We start from the raw sequence: 16729 nt of genomic DNA, 5'->3' as shown, positions 1-16729 counted from the left end.
TAACATTTCGTATTGCATTTAATCTTTTCCTGTGATACAATGAAATTGCCAAACAAAAGTTTATATCGCTTTCCGCTGATTTAGTGTGTTTTTATCTTTTGATAAAAATGCATACTCAGGTTTTACATGCTAAATAGTGGTATGTGTAAACTTTTGTTTGGCGACAGTTTTGAGCTATGTGTTTTTGGTGCGTATAGTCAGATGCTGTACGCATTTTTTTAATTTTACAGAATAAAATTAATATAGCTGAGAACTGTTGGCGATACACAAGTTTATTAAAACAAAGGAGAAAAAGATTATGAATGTGTATTTTATCGACTATGAAAATGTAAATGTTGACGGTTTAAAAGGTGTGGGAAGATTGACCGATGAAGATAAGGTTATATTTTTCTACAGCGAAAAGGCAAGCAGATTGTCATTTGGTTTGCACAGAAGAATTATTCAAAGCAATGCAAATTTTGAATACAGAAAGGTTGATGTAGGAAGTCCAAATGCTTTGGATTTTCAGCTTGCTTCCTGTGTCGGTTATGAGCTTGGTAAGGATGAAAACAAGAAAATAGAAGCTGTAATTGTTTCAAAAGATAAAGGCTATGACAGTGTTGTAAATTATTGGACAAAAGGCGGTTATAAAATTTCCCGTGTTGACGATATTGCTTCCGAAGTACAGTCATCAAAAAGTATGAAAATTGCCGAAATCGAAAACTTGATAGGTGATGGCAATAAAAATTATTCAAATGATATTTATGAAGCGTTGAGGGAAAGAAAAAGTAAAGAGGGTGTACATAATTATCTTATGAAACAACTTCACGACAATAAAAAAGTTACAGAATTGTATAAATTAATCAAACCTTTGCTTGCAGATAAAAGTTAATAAATTTGAATTCCAACAAAGACGGCGTGTATAATATGATGTTACCGTAGGGGCGACCTTTGGTCGCCTCAGACTGTCGATAAAGCCCCTGAACCACGCCAATAAAACAAACTAAACGCTTAATGCCTCCCTTGTGTAAAGGGTGCGGGTCTCCTGTGGAGACCTCTGCATTTTAATGCAGAAGCACCGACCGAACCGGCAGGTGAGACGGTGGCAACACGAAGTGTTGACGGAGGGATTGTAAAAGTGCCGCAAACATCGAGTTTGCGGCACTTTTTGCGTTTTTCGTTTTTTGCTCAGTCGAAATATGAAGGCTTCCAAAAAATCATTTGATTTTTGGAAAGAGGAAAAACATATGCAGTATAATTACAAAACTTTGTTTTGTTCTATACGGAATATGTTTTGACGAGGTACATCTTCCTTCGCAAGAAAACGAAATTCAGAACCTTTCTCAACAGCCTACAGCGTGTCGAAAACACTTTTTCGACACGCTGGGGCGAACTGCGTTCGCCTTTTTTTATTGTCCGCTTTTCGGTACTGTTCGTTTAAGGTTTGTTGACATAAATACCCAACAGGTAGTAATATTAGTATAAACAATAAGCCAAGATAAAAATAAACCAAATGAGGAGAGTTGAAAATGTATTGTATTAATTGCGGAACAAAACTTCCTGACGGTGCAAAATTCTGCTTTGAGTGCGGTTCACCTGTAAATGTTGTGCCTGTTGAAGATGACGGATACTATGTTAAAACATCGACTTTGGCTGAAATTCAAAATGCAGAACAGGAAGATTGGATAACTCCTACATTTGTTAATGACTTATCAACAAAGGGCAAGGGTAATCCTAAAATATACAGGAGTTTTAAAATTCGAGACCGCAGAACTAACGACACTTTTTTGTTTGTGACTCCTTTTGATATAAGGCAATCAATAGATGTGATTTACAGTGCTTTTAAAAGATGCGGAGATGTAAAAAGCGTAAACCCCGAGCGTGGATACATTAAAGCGCAATTAGTTGAATCAAGCCTCGGTAAGATTATTTTTGAAACATATATCACACCGATAGAAGACGGGAACGGGTGCAAGGTTAGAATTGTTATACAATCAATGTGGGGTTCAAGACAAGTTTTGCCTCCGAAAACTTCAGACAATGTATATGACAGATTTTTAAGAGAGTTATTTACAATAGAACCTAATGTTAATTTCGGCGTCAGTTTGGCAAACAAAGCACCTTATGTCATTGCAGTTAATCAAGTCGGCAGCAATATCGCAATGCAAACCGATTCGATTATTGAGCAAACTCCTAATGTCGGAGGAATGATTATCGGTGACTTCCTTTTTGGCGATGCAGGTGCCATTGTCGGCGGTATGTCGGGAACGAGAAGAAGCACAGGCGTTACAAGAGAAGTTTTCGTCCAAAACAGACTCGCAAGCGTTATATTCAATAACGGTAAAGTGTACGAGGGCGAAATAAGAGCCGGCACACCTCTTTATAACGAAGTTATGGCAAAAATTTAATAAAAACCTATTGAGGCTCCTCTTACTTGTAAGGGGAGCTGTCGCACTTTATGTGCGACTGAGGGGTTTATATAATGCTTTCTTTGCATACCCTTTTTATATACAAATATTTAACATTCCGTATTGCAATTAAATATTTTCTATGCTACAATAAAGTTGCCAAATAATTACACAATTTAATATCGTATATGGGAATAGTGTGTCTTTTTATCTTTTGATAAAAATGCATGCTCTTAAATGCATACTATTCTTTACGATATATGTGTAATTGTTTGGCGACAGTTGGAGTTATGTGTTTTTTGTGCGTATGGCTTTGGCTGTACGCATTTTTTATTTTTGAGAGGAGAATTTTATGAACAACACAACAGGGAAAACATTAAAAGTTATTGGAGTATTAACAATTATACTTGGACTTATTGCAGGACTTATTGTTTGGGGTGTGTATGAATTTGAACCTGTAGGGCTTCTTTGGGATTTGGTAACATGCGTAGGTACATTTGTTTCGGGCATGCTGTTTATCGGATTTGGCGAGGTAATATTTTTACTCCAAGAAAACCTCAATGCCAACAAAGTTACATCTGTTCAAACCCGTGTTGAGAAAAATGTTGAAACAGACGAATTGCCTGAAATATAAGGAGAAACAAAATGGCAAGATATGAAAAAGTTTTTACTTTGACACCTATGCTTTATACCGATGACAGTCCGGTAATTATTGAAGCAGGTGCGTTGCAAAAGGATAATGTTAACGGTAATATTATTGCTCAGCTGAAATTCAAGAGCATTTCATCAAAGGTGATTAAAGCATTGACTGCTAAAATCGTTGCGTTAGATGTTTCCGGCAATCCTATCGGTGAAGAAATCGAACATCAGTATTTGGATTTGACCGTACAAAGAAATGAAAACTTTGGCTCTAAAGAAGCTATAATTTTACCGGATAATACTACAAGAGCGTTTAGTGTTTTTGTTACAAAGATTGTGTTTGATGATAATACAAATATGGTTCTTGAAAACTCTGAATGGTTAGAACTTCCTCAACAGAATTCTATTGATTTAGATACAACAGAAATTGATTATTTCTATAAGAAATTTTCTGTTAAAAATCCGAAGCAAACATTTAGATATAAAGATTTGTGGCTTTGTTCTTGTGGAACGATAAATCACGATAGCGAAGAAAAGTGTTGCTGTTGCAATAATGCTTGTGATGAAATGCTTAACATTGACTATGAAGAATTCAAATATGAAGCACATTATAACCATGCTTGTGATTTGCTGTTACAAAAAAGCATTTCGTCGGTTAATTCTGCTATAACCGAGTTTAAGAAAATATCGGAATATAAAGATGCTGAAGTAAAACTTGCCGAAGCTGAAAAAGTTTTGAATGAGCTGAAGAAAAAACGAAAAAATATAATTATATCAATAGTTATAATTGCGTGCGCTTGCATTTCGTTTGGTGTTATATTAAATATCCCAAGCGTTAAATATCATTTTGCTGTAAAAATGATGACTAATGGTGAATATAAAGAAGCTATTGATAAATTTGAGTCTTTAGGTGATTATAAAGATAGCGAAAACAAAGTTAATGAAGCATTTGAAAAATATAAAATTCAAAAAATTAAAGAGGCAAATGTTGGAGATATAATAAATTACGGTTCATATGAGCAGGATAACAATATTTCAAATGGTGAAGAAGATATAGAATGGCGTGTTTTGTTAAAAGAAAATAACAGAGTTCTTGTAATCAGTGATAAAGCACTTGATTGTCAACCGTATAATGATACATATAGTGCTGTTACTTGGGAAACTTGTACACTTCGTAAATGGTTGAATGATTATTTTTTTAATTTCGCATTTACCGATGTTGAAAAAGAGCATATTTCTACGTATTATAATACAGAATTATATAAAGAAACAGAAGACCAAGTGTTTTTACTAAGTGATAGAGAAGCAAATGAATATTTTGATAATGACGAAGAAAGAAAATGTGTTCCGACTGATTATGCAATAGCAAAAGGGGTATCTACCTCTAATGAATATTTAAAAAATGATGCTGTTACTTGTTGGTGGTGGATGAGGTCATCGAGAATGTCCGTTTATACTATAGCTGAAGTTAAAAGTGATGGTCATATTAATGATGATATTATTACCTCGGTTAATTGTAGAGGTTACGCAGTTAATTGCAAAAATTATGCTGTCCGCCCTGCGATGTGGATAACCACAGAATAAATTTTATAAAACCTAATCAATATCTAAACTTTGTAAATTTACGAATTTTAGATATTGATTTTTATTTATAATATGGTAAAATGTATAAAGGGTATTATGTGATACTTTGTTCAGTTTTGCTGATACAACAAAAATGAGCCAACTTCCCCTCATTTCAATGGAAGTGTTATGTTTTTAAATGAGAGGTACAAAATGACTAATAAAGATTATGATGTAATTATTATCGGTGCAGGTCCGGGCGGTATTTTTTCCGCATATGAGCTTATCAACAAGCATAGTGATTTAAAGATTGCCGTGTTTGAGGCAGGCAACGAGCTTGCAAAGAGAAAATGCCCGATTGACGGCGACAAGGTTAAGTCTTGTATTCAGTGCAAAACTTGCGCTATTATGAGCGGTTTTGGCGGTGCGGGTGCATTTTCCGACGGTAAGTATAATATAACAAATGATTTCGGCGGCACACTTTACGAGTATATCGGCAAGAAAAAAGCCATTGAACTTATGAAGTATGTTGACCAAATCAATGTTGAGCACGGCGGTCAAAACTGCAAACTTTACACAACCGCAGGTTCGCATTTCAAAAAGCTTTGTATTCAAAATCAGCTTAGCTTGCTTGATGCTTCAGTTAGACATTTGGGCACAGACATCAACTATGTTGTTCTTGAAAACATCTATAACGAACTCAAGGACAAGGTTGAATGGCACTTTAACACTCACATTAACAGCGTTGAAAAACTTGAAGACGGCTTTAAGGTTGAATGTAAAAAAAGCGAGTTTACTTGCAAGGATTGTATCATTTCCGTTGGCAGAAGCGGCAGCAAATGGATGGAGGGTATATGCGACCATCTCGGCATTGTCACTCATTCAAACCGTGTTGACATCGGCGTTCGTGTTGAACTTCCTGCTGTTGTTTTCTCACATCTTACAGATGAACTTTACGAGAGCAAAATTGTTTACAGAACAAAGAATTATGAGGACGCTGTTCGTACTTTCTGTATGAATCCAAAGGGCAGTGTCGTAAATGAAAATACAAACGGCATTATTACCGTTAACGGTCACAGCTACGAAGACCCTGAAAAGCAAACTGAAAATACAAACTTTGCACTTTTGGTTTCAAAGCATTTTTCAGAGCCGTTCAAGGACAGTAACGGCTACGGCGAAAGCATTGCACGCCTTTCAAATATGCTTGGCGGCGGTGTAATCGTTCAGCGTTTCGGTGACCTTGTATCGGGCAGAAGAAGTAATCCTAAGCGTATTGAAGAGGGTATGGTTGAGCCTACTTTGGCAGCCACTCCGGGTGACCTTTCACTTGTTCTTCCAAAGAGAATTTTGGACGGCATTATTGAGATGATTTATGCACTCGACAAGATTGCTCCGGGCACTGCAAATCCGGATACACTTCTTTACGGTGTTGAAGTTAAGTTCTACAATATGGAAGTTGAACTTGACGAAAATCTCGAAACCGTGCATAAAGGTCTTTATGTAATTGGTGACGGCTCCGGTGTTACTCATTCACTTTCACACGCATCCGCAAGCGGCGTTTATGTGGCACAAAAAATTATTGACGAGATAAATAATAAATAAAATTTTATATAAGGGGTTTTTACAATGAAATTAAAAAAAGGTATAGTACTCGGTAATATTGACGGTCAGGACTTTGCTATTGCAACAGGCAAACTTTCAAGCGAACTTTCGGGTATTATCAATAACAACGAAACCGCAAATTACATCTTCACTCTTCTTCAAAAAGAGCAAACCGTAGACAGCATTGTTTCAGCAATGGCAGACAGATACGAAGCTCCTAATGAAGAAATCGAAAAGGATGTTAACGAATTTATCGCAACTCTTGACGGCTTTGGCGTTTTGGAGAAGTAAGTATGATAAAAATCGGTGATAAGGAAAAAGATTATCTTTTGGAATTGCTCGTTTGTGCTTTAAAGGGCACGGAGCTTGTTCCGAGAGATGATGTTGATATGAAGCGCGTGCTCAAGCTTGCCGTAAAACAGCAGGTTTATACCGCCGTTTTGCCTTGCCTTGAAAAATCGGGATTTTTGCCGGCCGAGGATAAGCAGGAATGGAACAGCCACAAATTGTCCGAGATTCAGAAAAATCTTATTATATCATCCGAGCGTGAGGCTCTGTGCAAGGATTTTGATGAAGCAGGCATAAGGTATATGTTTATGAAAGGGCTTATCATTCGTAATTATTATCCGCAGTCACTTATGCGCCAAATGAGTGATAACGATTTGCTTTACGGTGTTGAAAAAAGAGATGCTCTTTTTGAAGTGATGAAGAAAAACGGATTTTATATGTGCGGTACTCAATCTGCATCTGATGACTTTTTTAAAGCACCGTATGTGGTTATGGAAATGCACAAAACTCTGTTTGACGATGAATGCGAGGTAAAACTTGACCTCGATTTGTGGAAGCGTGCGGTTAAATGTGAAGGTGACAATTCACGATATGATATGTCGCCCGAGGACAATTATATTTATTCTCTTGCTCATATGTACAAGCACTATTCTTCAAGCGGTTGCGGCATCAGGTTTATCTGTGATATGTATGTTCTTCATTACAGCGATGACAAGCTTGATTTTGATTATATCAATCAACAATTCAAAAAGTTTGAAATGTATGATTTTTATCAAAAAGTTATGAGAGTGGTTGAAGCATTGTTTAATGATGCCGATTATACCGAAGACGACTTGAACCTTTTAAACGAAGTGTTTGCAGGCGGAATTTTCGGTGTTCCTAAAACTATGGAAGAAATACTTAAAGAAAATGGCGGCAAATTTAAGTATCTGTTCAGAAAGATTTTTCCAAAAAAGGAATTTATGTACAGAAATTACGAATATTTGCAAGATAAACCGTATTTACTTTTCCCTACATATATCAAGCACTTTATTTTGAGATATAAAAATAAGGGAAAAGGTGCCAAAAAAACTCTCAAAAGTGTACTAAAAAATTAACGGAGGACAATTTTTTGTCGGTTAATAAAAATAATATAAGAAACTTTTCAATTATTGCCCATATCGACCACGGCAAGTCAACTCTTGCAGACAGATTGCTTGAACTCACGAGTTCCGTTCAAAAGCGTGATATGCAAGAGCAGATTTTGGACGATATGGACCTTGAGCGTGAGCGTGGTATTACAATCAAAGCCCACGCAGTAAAACTGAATTACACAGCCAAAGACGGTCAGGAGTATATCTTTAATCTCATTGACACTCCGGGCCATGTCGATTTTAACTATGAGGTTTCTCGTTCTCTTGCGGCTTGTGAGGGTGCTATTCTTATTGTTGATGCTTCGCAGGGCGTAGAGGCACAGACTCTTGCAAATACCTATTTGGCTCTTGACCACGATTTGGATATTTTGCCTGTAATCAACAAGATTGACCTACCGGCTGCCGACCCTGACAGAGTGGCACAAGAGGTTGAGGATATTGTGGGTATTCCTTGTATGGATGCTCCTCGTATTTCTGCTAAAACAGGTGAAAATGTTGAGGAAGTCCTTGAATATATCGTAAAAGAGATTGCTCCGCCGCAGGGGGACGATAATAAGCCTCTTAAGGCTCTTATTTTCGACTCTGTTTATGATAGCTATCGTGGCGTAATCGTTTATGTAAGAATCAAAGAGGGCAAAATCAAAGCCGGCGACACAATGCGTATTATGTCAACCGGTGCGGAATTTACCGTTGTTGAGGTTGGCTATATGCGTGCAACCTCTATGGAAAAGGCAAATGAACTCACGGCGGGCGAGGTTGGATATATAACAGCTTCAATCAAAACTGTCGGTGATGCTCATGTCGGTGATACGGTCACAACTGCAGATAATCCTGCCGATGAGGCTTTGCCGGGTTATCGTCATGTAAACCCGATGGTGTATTGCGGTCTTTATCCTGCCGACGGTGCCGATTATGAGGCACTTCGTGACGCACTTGAAAAATTGCAACTCAATGATGCTTCTCTTTCATACGAGCCTGAAACTTCGGGTGCTCTCGGCTTCGGTTTTAGATGCGGCTTCTTGGGGCTTTTGCATCTTGAAATCATCCAGGAACGTCTCGACCGAGAATATAATCTTGACCTTATTGCTACTGTTCCTTCGGTTGTATATAAGATTTATCTCACCGACGGCACAATGGTTGAGATTGATAACCCAACAAATTATCCCGACCCTGCATATATTGATTACTGCGAAGAACCGTTTGCAGATGCACATATTTATGTTCCGAGCGAGTTTGTCGGCACTGTTATGGATATGTGTCAGGATAAGCGTGGAATATTCAAGAATATGAACTATATCACTCCCGACAGAGTTGATATTCATTATGAACTTCCGCTTAATGAAATTATTTACGATTTCTTCGATGCACTCAAATCACGAACAAGAGGCTATGCTTCGTTCGACTATGAGATGAAGGATTACAGAAAGTCCGATCTTGTTAAGGTTGATGTAATGCTAAACGGTGATATTATTGATGCACTTTCATTCATCATTCACCGAGAAAAAGCATATTCCCGTGCAAGAAGAATTGCAGAACAACTCAAAAAATATATTCCTCGTCATTTGTTTGAAGTTCCTATTCAGGTTGCAATCGGCGGTAAGGTTATCGCAAGAGAAACTGTTAAGGCACTCCGCAAGGATGTACTTGCAAAGTGTTACGGCGGTGATGTAACCCGTAAAAAGAAACTCCTTGAAAAGCAAAAAGAGGGTAAAAAGCGTATGCGCCAGTTCGGCTCTGTTGAAGTTCCGCAAGAAGCCTTTATGGCAGTGCTCCGCTTGTCCTCCGATGATGACGATTAAAAATAAAACGAGGTATAACATAATGTTTAAACCGATTATAAAAGTAAATGATACAGTAATGTACAGACAGCCTATGTATTATTCATGGGCTTGTTTGCGTTATGTTCATAGGCAATAATCGGATTTATTAAATTTTAAATCAACTGCTGATGAACATTTAGGTTTGTCGGCAGTTTTTTATTAAGGTTGAACAGAGAATGTATTAATTTATTAACGAGGTGAAAAAATGAAATTACTTTTATTATTCGGAGATGCGGCAGTAGGAAAAATGACCGTAGGACAGGAACTTTGCAAAATTACCGGTTTTAGGCTTTTTCATAATCATATGACTATTGAGCCTGTGCTTGAAATTTTTGGAGAGTTTAACGGAACTGTGATTAGAAAATTCAGAGAAATTGTATTTGAAGAGTTTGCAAAAAGTGATAAATACGGACTTATTTTTACATTTATGTGGGCGTTTGATTGCAAAGAAGATTGGGAATATACTCAAAAAATTGTTGATATGTTTAAGCAGTATGGAAGTGAAGTGTATTATGTTGAACTTTTTGCTCCACAGGAAGTAAGGTTAAAAAGAAATGCAACCGAGAATCGTTTGAAAAATAAACCGTCAAAAAGAGACATTAAGTTTTCAAATAAGCTTTTAATCTATGATGATAATAACCATCGTATGGTAAGTAATGACGGAGAAATACCGTTTGAAAATTATATCAAAATTGATAATACAAATTTATCGGCAAAAGAAACGGCTAAAATAATTAAAAATAGGTTTAACTTTGAATGATGAAAAACTCCTCTTAAAGTATTGCACTTTAAAAGGAGTTTTTTGTTTATGTAAATAATCTGTTTTTAGTATTCAACTTTTAAACTTTCTTCGGCTTCTGCCACTTTGAGCATAATTGCACATTCAATTCTTTTTCTGTGGAGTTCACAGCCGAATTCGTAAACGCCGTTTACACTGCCTGTGGTGTGGTATGCGTTTGCGGCACATCCGCCCGAGCAGTACAGCTTTGCAAAACAGTCCTTACACTCTTTGTGAGAATAGACATTGCATTCTTGGAATTGCTCAAGTACATTCGGATTTGTAACTCCGTCATAAATGTTGCCGAGTTTGAACTTGTCGTCACCGACAAATTGGTGGCAAGGGAAGAGGTCACCGCTTGGAGTAACCGCCATATATTCCGTGCCCACTCCGCAGCCGCTTATTCTCTTGACGATGCAAGGCCCGTGGTTGAGGTCAATCATATAATGATAGAATGTAAAGCCGTTTCCGTTTCTGTATCGTTTGAGCATTTCGTTTGCAAGAATTTGGTATTGCTCTTTGAGAATAGGCAAGTCGCTTTCCCTGAGTGCCCACGGCTCTTTAGGGTCGCACACAACAGGCTCAACCGATAATTCCTTAAATCCGAGGTCTGCCATATGCAACAAATCGTTTGAAAAGTCGGTGTTGAAGTGAGTGTATGTGCCTCTCATATAGTAGTTCTTTTGCTCTCTGCTGTCAGCAAATTTCTTGAACTTGTCGATGATTAAATCATAACTGCCTTTGCCGTTTGGAGTTTTGCGGAGGTTGTCGTGAACATTCTTTCTGCCGTCAAGCGAAAGCACAACATTGCTCATTTCCTTGTTGCAAAAGTCGATTACTTCATCGTCAACAAGCACGCCGTTTGTTGTAAGAGTAAAGCGGAAATTCTTGTCGAATTTCTTTTCCTGCTCTCTGCCGTATTTGACAAGCTCTTTGCACACATCCCAGTTGAGAAGCGGTTCTCCGCCGAAAAAGTCAACTTCAAGATTCTTTCTTGTGCCACTTTGTTCAATCAAAAAGTCGAGTGCTCTTTTGCCGACTTCAAGGCTCATCAAGCCTTTGTCAGTACCGCCGTATTCGCCTTTGCCCGCAAAACAGTATTCGCAGTTGAGGTTGCATCCGTGCGCAACATGAAGGCAAATGGCTTTGATTACACCTTGACGCTTTTTGAATTCCTTAGCGGTTGCTTCAAAAGTGTCCTCCGCAAAAAGTCTGCCGTCTGCAATAAGGCTCTCAATGTCCTCAAAGCATTCCTCAATGTCCTCATCGGTTACATCTGCTCTGTCGGAATATTTGTCAAGAATATAAGCCTTGATTTCATCTTTTGTATTTTCTTTGTATCGGGTGATAATATCGTATGCAACCTCGTCAACGCTGTGAACACATCCGCTGTTTTGGTCAAGAATGATATTGTATCCGTTCATTTTGTATGCGTGTATCATAATCTTATCCTATCAAAATTGTACTTATAACATAGAAAAACGGTAGCCTCAAATCAGCTACCGTAAGTCCGTTGTAATTACTTCTTAAGTTGCTCGCACTGTTGGTTTGCTACTGAGCAAGAAGTTTTTGATGCTGATTGGCAAGATGTCTGGCATTCACCGCAGCCGCCCTTCTTAGCTGATTCGCAAAGATTTCTTGAGCTTAAAGTATTAATTCTCTTCATAAGAACACCTCATAAATATTTATTACAGGCTTATTATAGATTATAAACCCGCTTTTGTCAATATTTTATTGGGAAGTTCGCTGCTGTCGGATATAATATTTACTCCGTCAGCTATTGCGTTTTTAATATATTCGATAACTTCGTTTGTTATAGTTTCGTTCGGTGAAATTATCGGAATGTCGGGCGGATAGGCATAAACAAATTCATTCGACACTCTGCCGATGGATTTATCAATGTCGCAAAGCTCTGCGTTTTCATCGATTGATAAAACGATTTTGCCCTTTTCAACAGGCGGTTTTCTTATCGGCTTTGCAGGTGAGTATTCAAGCTGTGAATCAATTTTAAAAACAGCTTTTTTGAGCAGAGTCAATCCCTCGTCCGTGTCCCCGATGGTTGCCATAAGCAAAATGTAATTTTGCGATACCGCTTCAGGCTCGATTTTGTATTTGCTCCTGAAAATCTCTGCAAGTTCGCTTCCCGTGATATTTGTGCTTGCACAGGACAAAACTATTTTTGAAATGTCGTCATTGTATTGGATTTTCAAATTGTCCGTTTCAACAAGCCTCAAATCACAGAGTTTTTCGTAAAATTTGCCAAATTCGTTTCGGCAATTCAGCACATAATCACAGCAGATGTCAATGCTGTTCATCAGCACATAGCTTGGCGAGGTGGTTTGAAAAATATCCATATATCGCTTAACTTTGTTGATATATTTGGTATTATATACATTAACAACCGCTGTTTGTGTGAGTGACGGCAGGGTTTTGTGAAGTGAAGATATAACAATGTCACCGCTCGGATATTCGGGAAAGTACGGCATACCGAAATGTGCACCGTGTGCCGCATCAATAATCAGCGGTATATCGCATTTGATGTCAGACATAAATCCCTCGTATGTAGGTGAGGTTATGATAATTGCTTTTGCCTCCGGATGGCGGCTTATCGCACTGTTTACGGTGTCTTGTTTAAGGTTTGTGTAGTAGCCGTTTGTAAGGTCGTATTGAGGTTCGATAAATATGATTTTCAGTTTCAGCAGCATACAGGCATTGTACACGCTTTTGTGACAGTTCCGTGCAACAATCACGGTGTCACCCTCGTTGCACACGGCAAAAGTTGATGCAAGTATTCCACCGCTCGAACCGTTAACACTTATGAATGAACGCTCACTTTTGTATATGCTTTTGAGTTTGTCCTCGGTGTTTTTTATCACTCCGCTTGGGGAATGCAAATTGTCAAAGCCGTCAATTTCGGTTATGTCTATCTCACTACCCAAAATGCCGAATTTGTCGTTTCGTTTGTGCCCCGGCATATGAAACGGATATGTGTCAATATTTTTTAATTTATCGTGTAAGTTCAACCTTTTCTCTCCTCAAATTAACAATGCCAAGCAGTAAATATCCTGCAAATATCGGCAATGCTTCTATAAGTCCCGTTTCTTTAAATATCAACAAGCAAATCAAATCCGCTATCAAAATCGTTGCCGTGATGTATGTAAAAATTTTGAATATTCTGCCTTTTTTGTAGTTTAGCAAAAACAAAAGGAATATCGTTATTCCCGTTACTGCCGAAAATGTCAGCGAACCGCCGCAATGCAAAAAGTATTGCACTTTTTTGTAGTAGTCAAAATCGTTTGTCAGCGTCAAAATCATTCCCACGCCCGATATTGAAAGCAGCGGAATATACACCTTTGTTTTCAGATATTTTTTGTATGCAAGCGTTATTGCAAAGGCAAGTGCCAAAAAGGTCAGTACGCCCCAAATTGCAAATAAACCGTGGTGCTCCAACCCGATTTTTGACAGTGCTCCGGAGTTCTTGTATGGCGTTCCAAAGTGCATATACCAAATTGTGTACACCGTTGCAACCGCAGACAGTATACAACTTAATGTTCTCTTCATTTTATCACCTGTAATATTATACCATATAAATTATAATTATTAAAGAATATATTTGCAATAGCTTTTGGTCTATTGTATAATTAGGTTGTAATATATCAATGTGAGGTAAAAAGATGAAATTTATTTCTTGGAATGTAAACGGTCTTCGTGCCTGTGTCACAAAAGGCTTTAAGGATTTTTTCAACGATATTGATGCAGATATTTTCTGTGTGCAGGAAACAAAACTTCAGGAGGGTCAAATAGATTTCGCTCCGGAGGGCTATCACGCATATTGGAACTATGCCGAGAAAAAGGGGTATTCGGGCACTGCGATTTTTACAAAAAAAGAACCGCTCAATGTAACTTACGGTCTTGGAATTGACGAGCACGACAAAGAGGGCAGACTCATTACCCTTGAATTTGACGACTTCTATTTTGCAACGGTATATGTTCCGAATTCAAAACAGGAACTTCTCCGCCTTGATTACCGTATGGTGTGGGAGGACGATTTCAGGGAGTATATGCTCAAACTTAACGATAAAAAGCCCGTTGTGTTCTGTGGTGATTTGAATGTTGCTCACAAAGAAATCGACCTTAAAAATCCAAAGACAAACCACAAAAACGCAGGCTTTACCGATGAGGAAAGAAGCAAGATGACTGCACTTCTTGACAGCGGTTTTACAGATACATTCAGATATTTTTATCCTGACAAAGAGGGTATTTATTCTTGGTGGTCGTATCGTTTTAAGGCGAGAGAAAAGAATGCAGGATGGAGAATTGACTATTTTATCACTTCAAATTCACTCAATGACAAGCTTCAAGACGCAAAAATTTATACCGAAATTATGGGCAGTGACCATTGCCCTGTGGAACTTGATATAGATTTATGATAAAGATAATTTTGTGGGATATTGACGCCACACTTTTGGATTTTCTTAAAAGCGAAAGTATGGCACTTAAAAAAGCATTTTTACATTTTGGTTTGGGCGAATGTCCTGACAGCACGGTTGCCGAATATTCTGCAATCAATCAAAGCTATTGGAACAGGCTTGAAACAGGTGAACTTACCAAAGAACAGGTACTTGTCGGCAGATTTAAGGAGTTTTTGAATGTAAAAGGTTTTGGCAATGTTGATGCAAATGAGTTCTGTGAATTCTACGAATCATCATTGCCCGATTGTGTCGAATTTATGGGTAATGCCGAAAGTGTGATTAAAACGCTTTCAAAAACATATATGCAGTATGCTGTTACCAACGGTGCAAAGGCTGTGCAGGAGAAAAAACTTGCTGTGTCGGGTATCGAAAAAATCCTAAACGGCGTGTTTATATCCGATAATGTGGGTTTTGCCAAACCGTCAAAAGAATTTTTTGATGTCGTGCTTAAAAATATTCCGAGCGTAAATACGGATGAAATTATGATTGTAGGCGACTCGCTTACTTCCGATATTAAGGGCGGCAACAATATGGGCTTCAAAACCTGTTGGTTCAATCCTCATCATTTGCCGCTTAAAGACGGATATAATGTGGATTATCAGCTTGACAATCTTGACGACATCTTTGATGTTTTGAAAAATGAAAACAGTTAACCGATAGTTTATGTGATAAATAAAAGGGGTGTTTGTTATGTCAGATAAAACTAAAAAAGTCGGAGCACTGTCCGCAAGAACATGGACTTCAATTTTGCTTTTCGGCTTAATCGGTCAAATTGCGTGGGTTGTTGAAAATATGTATTTTTCACGCTTTATGCAAAACGAAATTACAAAAGCACCTTATGCTACAACGCTGCTTGTTGCTTTTTCGGCAATATTTGCCACATTGTCAACGCTTATCGGCGGTGCTTTGTCCGACAGAACGGGTAAACGCAAGGTGTTCATCTGCTGGGGCTATGTTATTTGGGGATTTACAATCGCCGCCTTTTCTCTTGTCCCTATGCAACCGTCACCGGATAAAGTTTTGCCTATGGTCATTCTTGTTGTTGCAATGGACTGCATTATGTCCGTTATCGGCTCAATCAGTAATGACGCTTCATATAACACTTGGATAACCGATGTAACAAATACGGCAAACCGTGCAAGAGTTGATACTATTCTTGCCGTTATTCCGCTTTTCGCCATGGCAATAGTTTTCGGCGGATTTGACAGTATGACAAATTCCTCCGCAACGGTTGAATCCTGGCAAAAATTCTTTATTATTATGGGAATTATGCCGACGGTCGGCGGCTTAATCGGACTGTTCCTTATGAAAGACAAAGAGGGAATTAAGCCGAATAAATCAAATTCATTTTTCAACGATTTTACATATTCGCTCAAACCGTCAACAATTAAGCAAAACAAAATGCTTTATGTTTGCCTTTCGGGCTATATGATTGCTTCAATCGGTTATCAGGTGTATATTAATTATCTTTTCAACATTGTTGAGGGCACACTTAAAATAAAGAATTACATAATACCTGTTGGTATAATTATGGTTCTTGCGGCGGTAGGCTCTGTGCTTATCGGTATCGCAATGGATAAAAAAGGCAAACAGAATTTTTATTATCCTACAATTATCGCAGGTGTTATAGGCTGTATAATTATTTGGAGTGCCAAGTTTTTTGTTGATAAAAACGCAACTGCCGAGATTGTAATTCTCATTATCGGCGGCACTCTTACTATAGGTGTAAACCTTGTTATGGCAGGTCTTTTCACCGCTTCGTACAGAGATTATATTCCCGACGGCAAAGAGGGTCTGTTTCAGGGTTGTCGTATAGTAATGTATGTTTTGGTGCCTATGATTATCGGACCTGTTGTTGCACAAATTATTATCAATGCTGCCAACAGAGGAGTTGCAAGCGAAAATATCGTTTATCCTATGGAATTGTTCCTCGGTTGTGCGGTCGTTCTGCTGTTTTGCTTCATTCCGTCACGAATTGTTCGTGTTGAAGGTGCAAAGCATCACGATGAACTTATGAAAGAATTACAAAATGAAGTTAAGGATTAAT

General features: G+C 38.1%; 16 protein-coding genes. 12 read left to right on the top strand and 4 right to left on the bottom strand.

Annotated elements, in window-relative coordinates; genetic code table 11:
- Positions 1-298 precede the first annotated feature (298 nt).
- From Q0E08_RS05850 to Q0E08_RS05810, 9 genes are all read left to right on the top strand, one after another.
- Positions 299-871, top strand: coding sequence for a PIN domain-containing protein (locus Q0E08_RS05850; RefSeq protein ID WP_294777921.1), 573 nt, complete (start codon positions 299-301; stop codon positions 869-871).
- A gap of 637 nt (positions 872-1508) precedes the next feature.
- Positions 1509-2387: a zinc ribbon domain-containing protein gene (locus Q0E08_RS05845; RefSeq protein WP_294777919.1), complete on the top strand. Its 879-nt coding sequence runs from the start codon at positions 1509-1511 to the stop codon at positions 2385-2387.
- Between the two features lie 352 nt (positions 2388-2739).
- Positions 2740-3021: a hypothetical protein gene (locus Q0E08_RS05840; protein ID WP_294777917.1), complete on the top strand. Its 282-nt coding sequence runs from the start codon at positions 2740-2742 to the stop codon at positions 3019-3021.
- 11 nt (positions 3022-3032) lie between these two features.
- Complete coding sequence (locus Q0E08_RS05835; protein WP_294777914.1) at positions 3033-4610, top strand: DUF6273 domain-containing protein; 1578 nt, start codon at positions 3033-3035, stop codon at positions 4608-4610.
- Positions 4611-4802: 192 nt separating this feature from the next.
- Positions 4803-6191 carry an NAD(P)/FAD-dependent oxidoreductase gene (locus Q0E08_RS05830; protein WP_294777912.1) on the top strand — a complete coding sequence of 463 codons (1389 nt, stop codon included), beginning with the start codon at positions 4803-4805 and terminating at the stop codon, positions 6189-6191.
- A gap of 24 nt (positions 6192-6215) precedes the next feature.
- The gene (locus Q0E08_RS05825) at positions 6216-6482 is read left to right on the top strand and encodes a PqqD family protein (RefSeq protein ID WP_294777910.1); all 267 of its coding nucleotides are present in this window, start codon (positions 6216-6218) and stop codon (positions 6480-6482) included.
- 2 nt (positions 6483-6484) lie between these two features.
- Positions 6485-7576 carry a nucleotidyltransferase family protein gene (locus Q0E08_RS05820; RefSeq protein WP_294777909.1) on the top strand — a complete coding sequence of 364 codons (1092 nt, stop codon included), beginning with the start codon at positions 6485-6487 and terminating at the stop codon, positions 7574-7576.
- 14 nt (positions 7577-7590) lie between these two features.
- Positions 7591-9411 (top strand): translation elongation factor 4, encoded by a 1821-nt coding sequence (gene lepA / locus Q0E08_RS05815; protein ID WP_294777907.1) that lies wholly within the window; start codon positions 7591-7593, stop codon positions 9409-9411.
- A 226-nt stretch (positions 9412-9637) separates the two neighbouring features.
- Entirely contained in the window at positions 9638-10192 is a 555-nt protein-coding gene (locus tag Q0E08_RS05810) for an AAA family ATPase (RefSeq protein ID WP_294777906.1), read from the top strand.
- Between the two features lie 65 nt (positions 10193-10257).
- Here Q0E08_RS05810 and scfB read toward each other — a convergent pair whose 3' ends face one another.
- From scfB to Q0E08_RS05790, 4 genes are all read right to left on the bottom strand, one after another.
- A complete protein-coding gene (gene scfB / locus Q0E08_RS05805; RefSeq protein ID WP_294777904.1) occupies positions 10258-11652 on the bottom strand; it encodes a thioether cross-link-forming SCIFF peptide maturase in 1395 nt (464 codons plus the stop codon).
- A gap of 77 nt (positions 11653-11729) precedes the next feature.
- On the bottom strand, positions 11730-11876 hold the full coding sequence (scfA, locus tag Q0E08_RS05800; protein WP_078768064.1) for a six-cysteine ranthipeptide SCIFF: 147 nt from the start codon (positions 11874-11876) through the stop codon (positions 11730-11732).
- 40 nt (positions 11877-11916) lie between these two features.
- Entirely contained in the window at positions 11917-13233 is a 1317-nt protein-coding gene (locus Q0E08_RS05795) for an aminotransferase class I/II-fold pyridoxal phosphate-dependent enzyme (RefSeq protein ID WP_294777902.1), read from the bottom strand.
- Positions 13217-13771 (bottom strand): hypothetical protein, encoded by a 555-nt coding sequence (locus Q0E08_RS05790; RefSeq protein WP_294777901.1) that lies wholly within the window; start codon positions 13769-13771, stop codon positions 13217-13219. The genes Q0E08_RS05795 and Q0E08_RS05790 overlap by 17 nt, the downstream gene beginning before the upstream one ends.
- Positions 13772-13884: 113 nt before the next feature.
- Between Q0E08_RS05790 and Q0E08_RS05785 the strand changes: the two genes are divergently transcribed.
- The 3 genes from Q0E08_RS05785 to Q0E08_RS05775 are packed head-to-tail and all read left to right on the top strand — an operon-like array spanning position 13885 to position 16728.
- Positions 13885-14640 (top strand): exodeoxyribonuclease III, encoded by a 756-nt coding sequence (locus Q0E08_RS05785; RefSeq protein WP_294777899.1) that lies wholly within the window; start codon positions 13885-13887, stop codon positions 14638-14640.
- Positions 14637-15335 (top strand): YjjG family noncanonical pyrimidine nucleotidase, encoded by a 699-nt coding sequence (locus tag Q0E08_RS05780; protein WP_294777897.1) that lies wholly within the window; start codon positions 14637-14639, stop codon positions 15333-15335. Before Q0E08_RS05785 ends, Q0E08_RS05780 begins: the two co-directional genes overlap by 4 nt.
- Positions 15336-15372: 37 nt before the next feature.
- Positions 15373-16728, top strand: a complete 1356-nt coding sequence (locus Q0E08_RS05775; protein ID WP_294777895.1) for an MFS transporter — start codon at positions 15373-15375, stop codon at positions 16726-16728.
- The last annotated feature ends 1 nt before the right edge of the window (position 16729 follow it).

The sequence above is a fragment of the uncultured Eubacterium sp. genome, from assembly GCF_934561735.1.
In the GTDB taxonomy this organism is placed as follows: domain Bacteria; phylum Bacillota; class Clostridia; order Oscillospirales; family Acutalibacteraceae; genus Eubacterium_R.
This window is presented reverse-complemented; position numbering and strand designations above follow the sequence as displayed.

Coding starts and splice junctions, on each gene's coding strand:
- Q0E08_RS05850 (WP_294777921.1), top strand. CDS start 299: ATGAATGTGTATTTTATCGACTATGAAAATGTAAATGTTGACGGTTTA.
- Q0E08_RS05845 (WP_294777919.1), top strand. CDS start 1,509: ATGTATTGTATTAATTGCGGAACAAAACTTCCTGACGGTGCAAAATTC.
- Q0E08_RS05840 (WP_294777917.1), top strand. CDS start 2,740: ATGAACAACACAACAGGGAAAACATTAAAAGTTATTGGAGTATTAACA.
- Q0E08_RS05835 (WP_294777914.1), top strand. CDS start 3,033: ATGGCAAGATATGAAAAAGTTTTTACTTTGACACCTATGCTTTATACC.
- Q0E08_RS05830 (WP_294777912.1), top strand. CDS start 4,803: ATGACTAATAAAGATTATGATGTAATTATTATCGGTGCAGGTCCGGGC.
- Q0E08_RS05825 (WP_294777910.1), top strand. CDS start 6,216: ATGAAATTAAAAAAAGGTATAGTACTCGGTAATATTGACGGTCAGGAC.
- Q0E08_RS05820 (WP_294777909.1), top strand. CDS start 6,485: ATGATAAAAATCGGTGATAAGGAAAAAGATTATCTTTTGGAATTGCTC.
- Q0E08_RS05810 (WP_294777906.1), top strand. CDS start 9,638: ATGAAATTACTTTTATTATTCGGAGATGCGGCAGTAGGAAAAATGACC.
- scfB (WP_294777904.1), bottom strand. CDS start 11,652: ATGATACACGCATACAAAATGAACGGATACAATATCATTCTTGACCAA.
- scfA (WP_078768064.1), bottom strand. CDS start 11,876: ATGAAGAGAATTAATACTTTAAGCTCAAGAAATCTTTGCGAATCAGCT.
- Q0E08_RS05790 (WP_294777901.1), bottom strand. CDS start 13,771: ATGAAGAGAACATTAAGTTGTATACTGTCTGCGGTTGCAACGGTGTAC.
- Q0E08_RS05785 (WP_294777899.1), top strand. CDS start 13,885: ATGAAATTTATTTCTTGGAATGTAAACGGTCTTCGTGCCTGTGTCACA.
- Q0E08_RS05780 (WP_294777897.1), top strand. CDS start 14,637: ATGATAAAGATAATTTTGTGGGATATTGACGCCACACTTTTGGATTTT.
- Q0E08_RS05775 (WP_294777895.1), top strand. CDS start 15,373: ATGTCAGATAAAACTAAAAAAGTCGGAGCACTGTCCGCAAGAACATGG.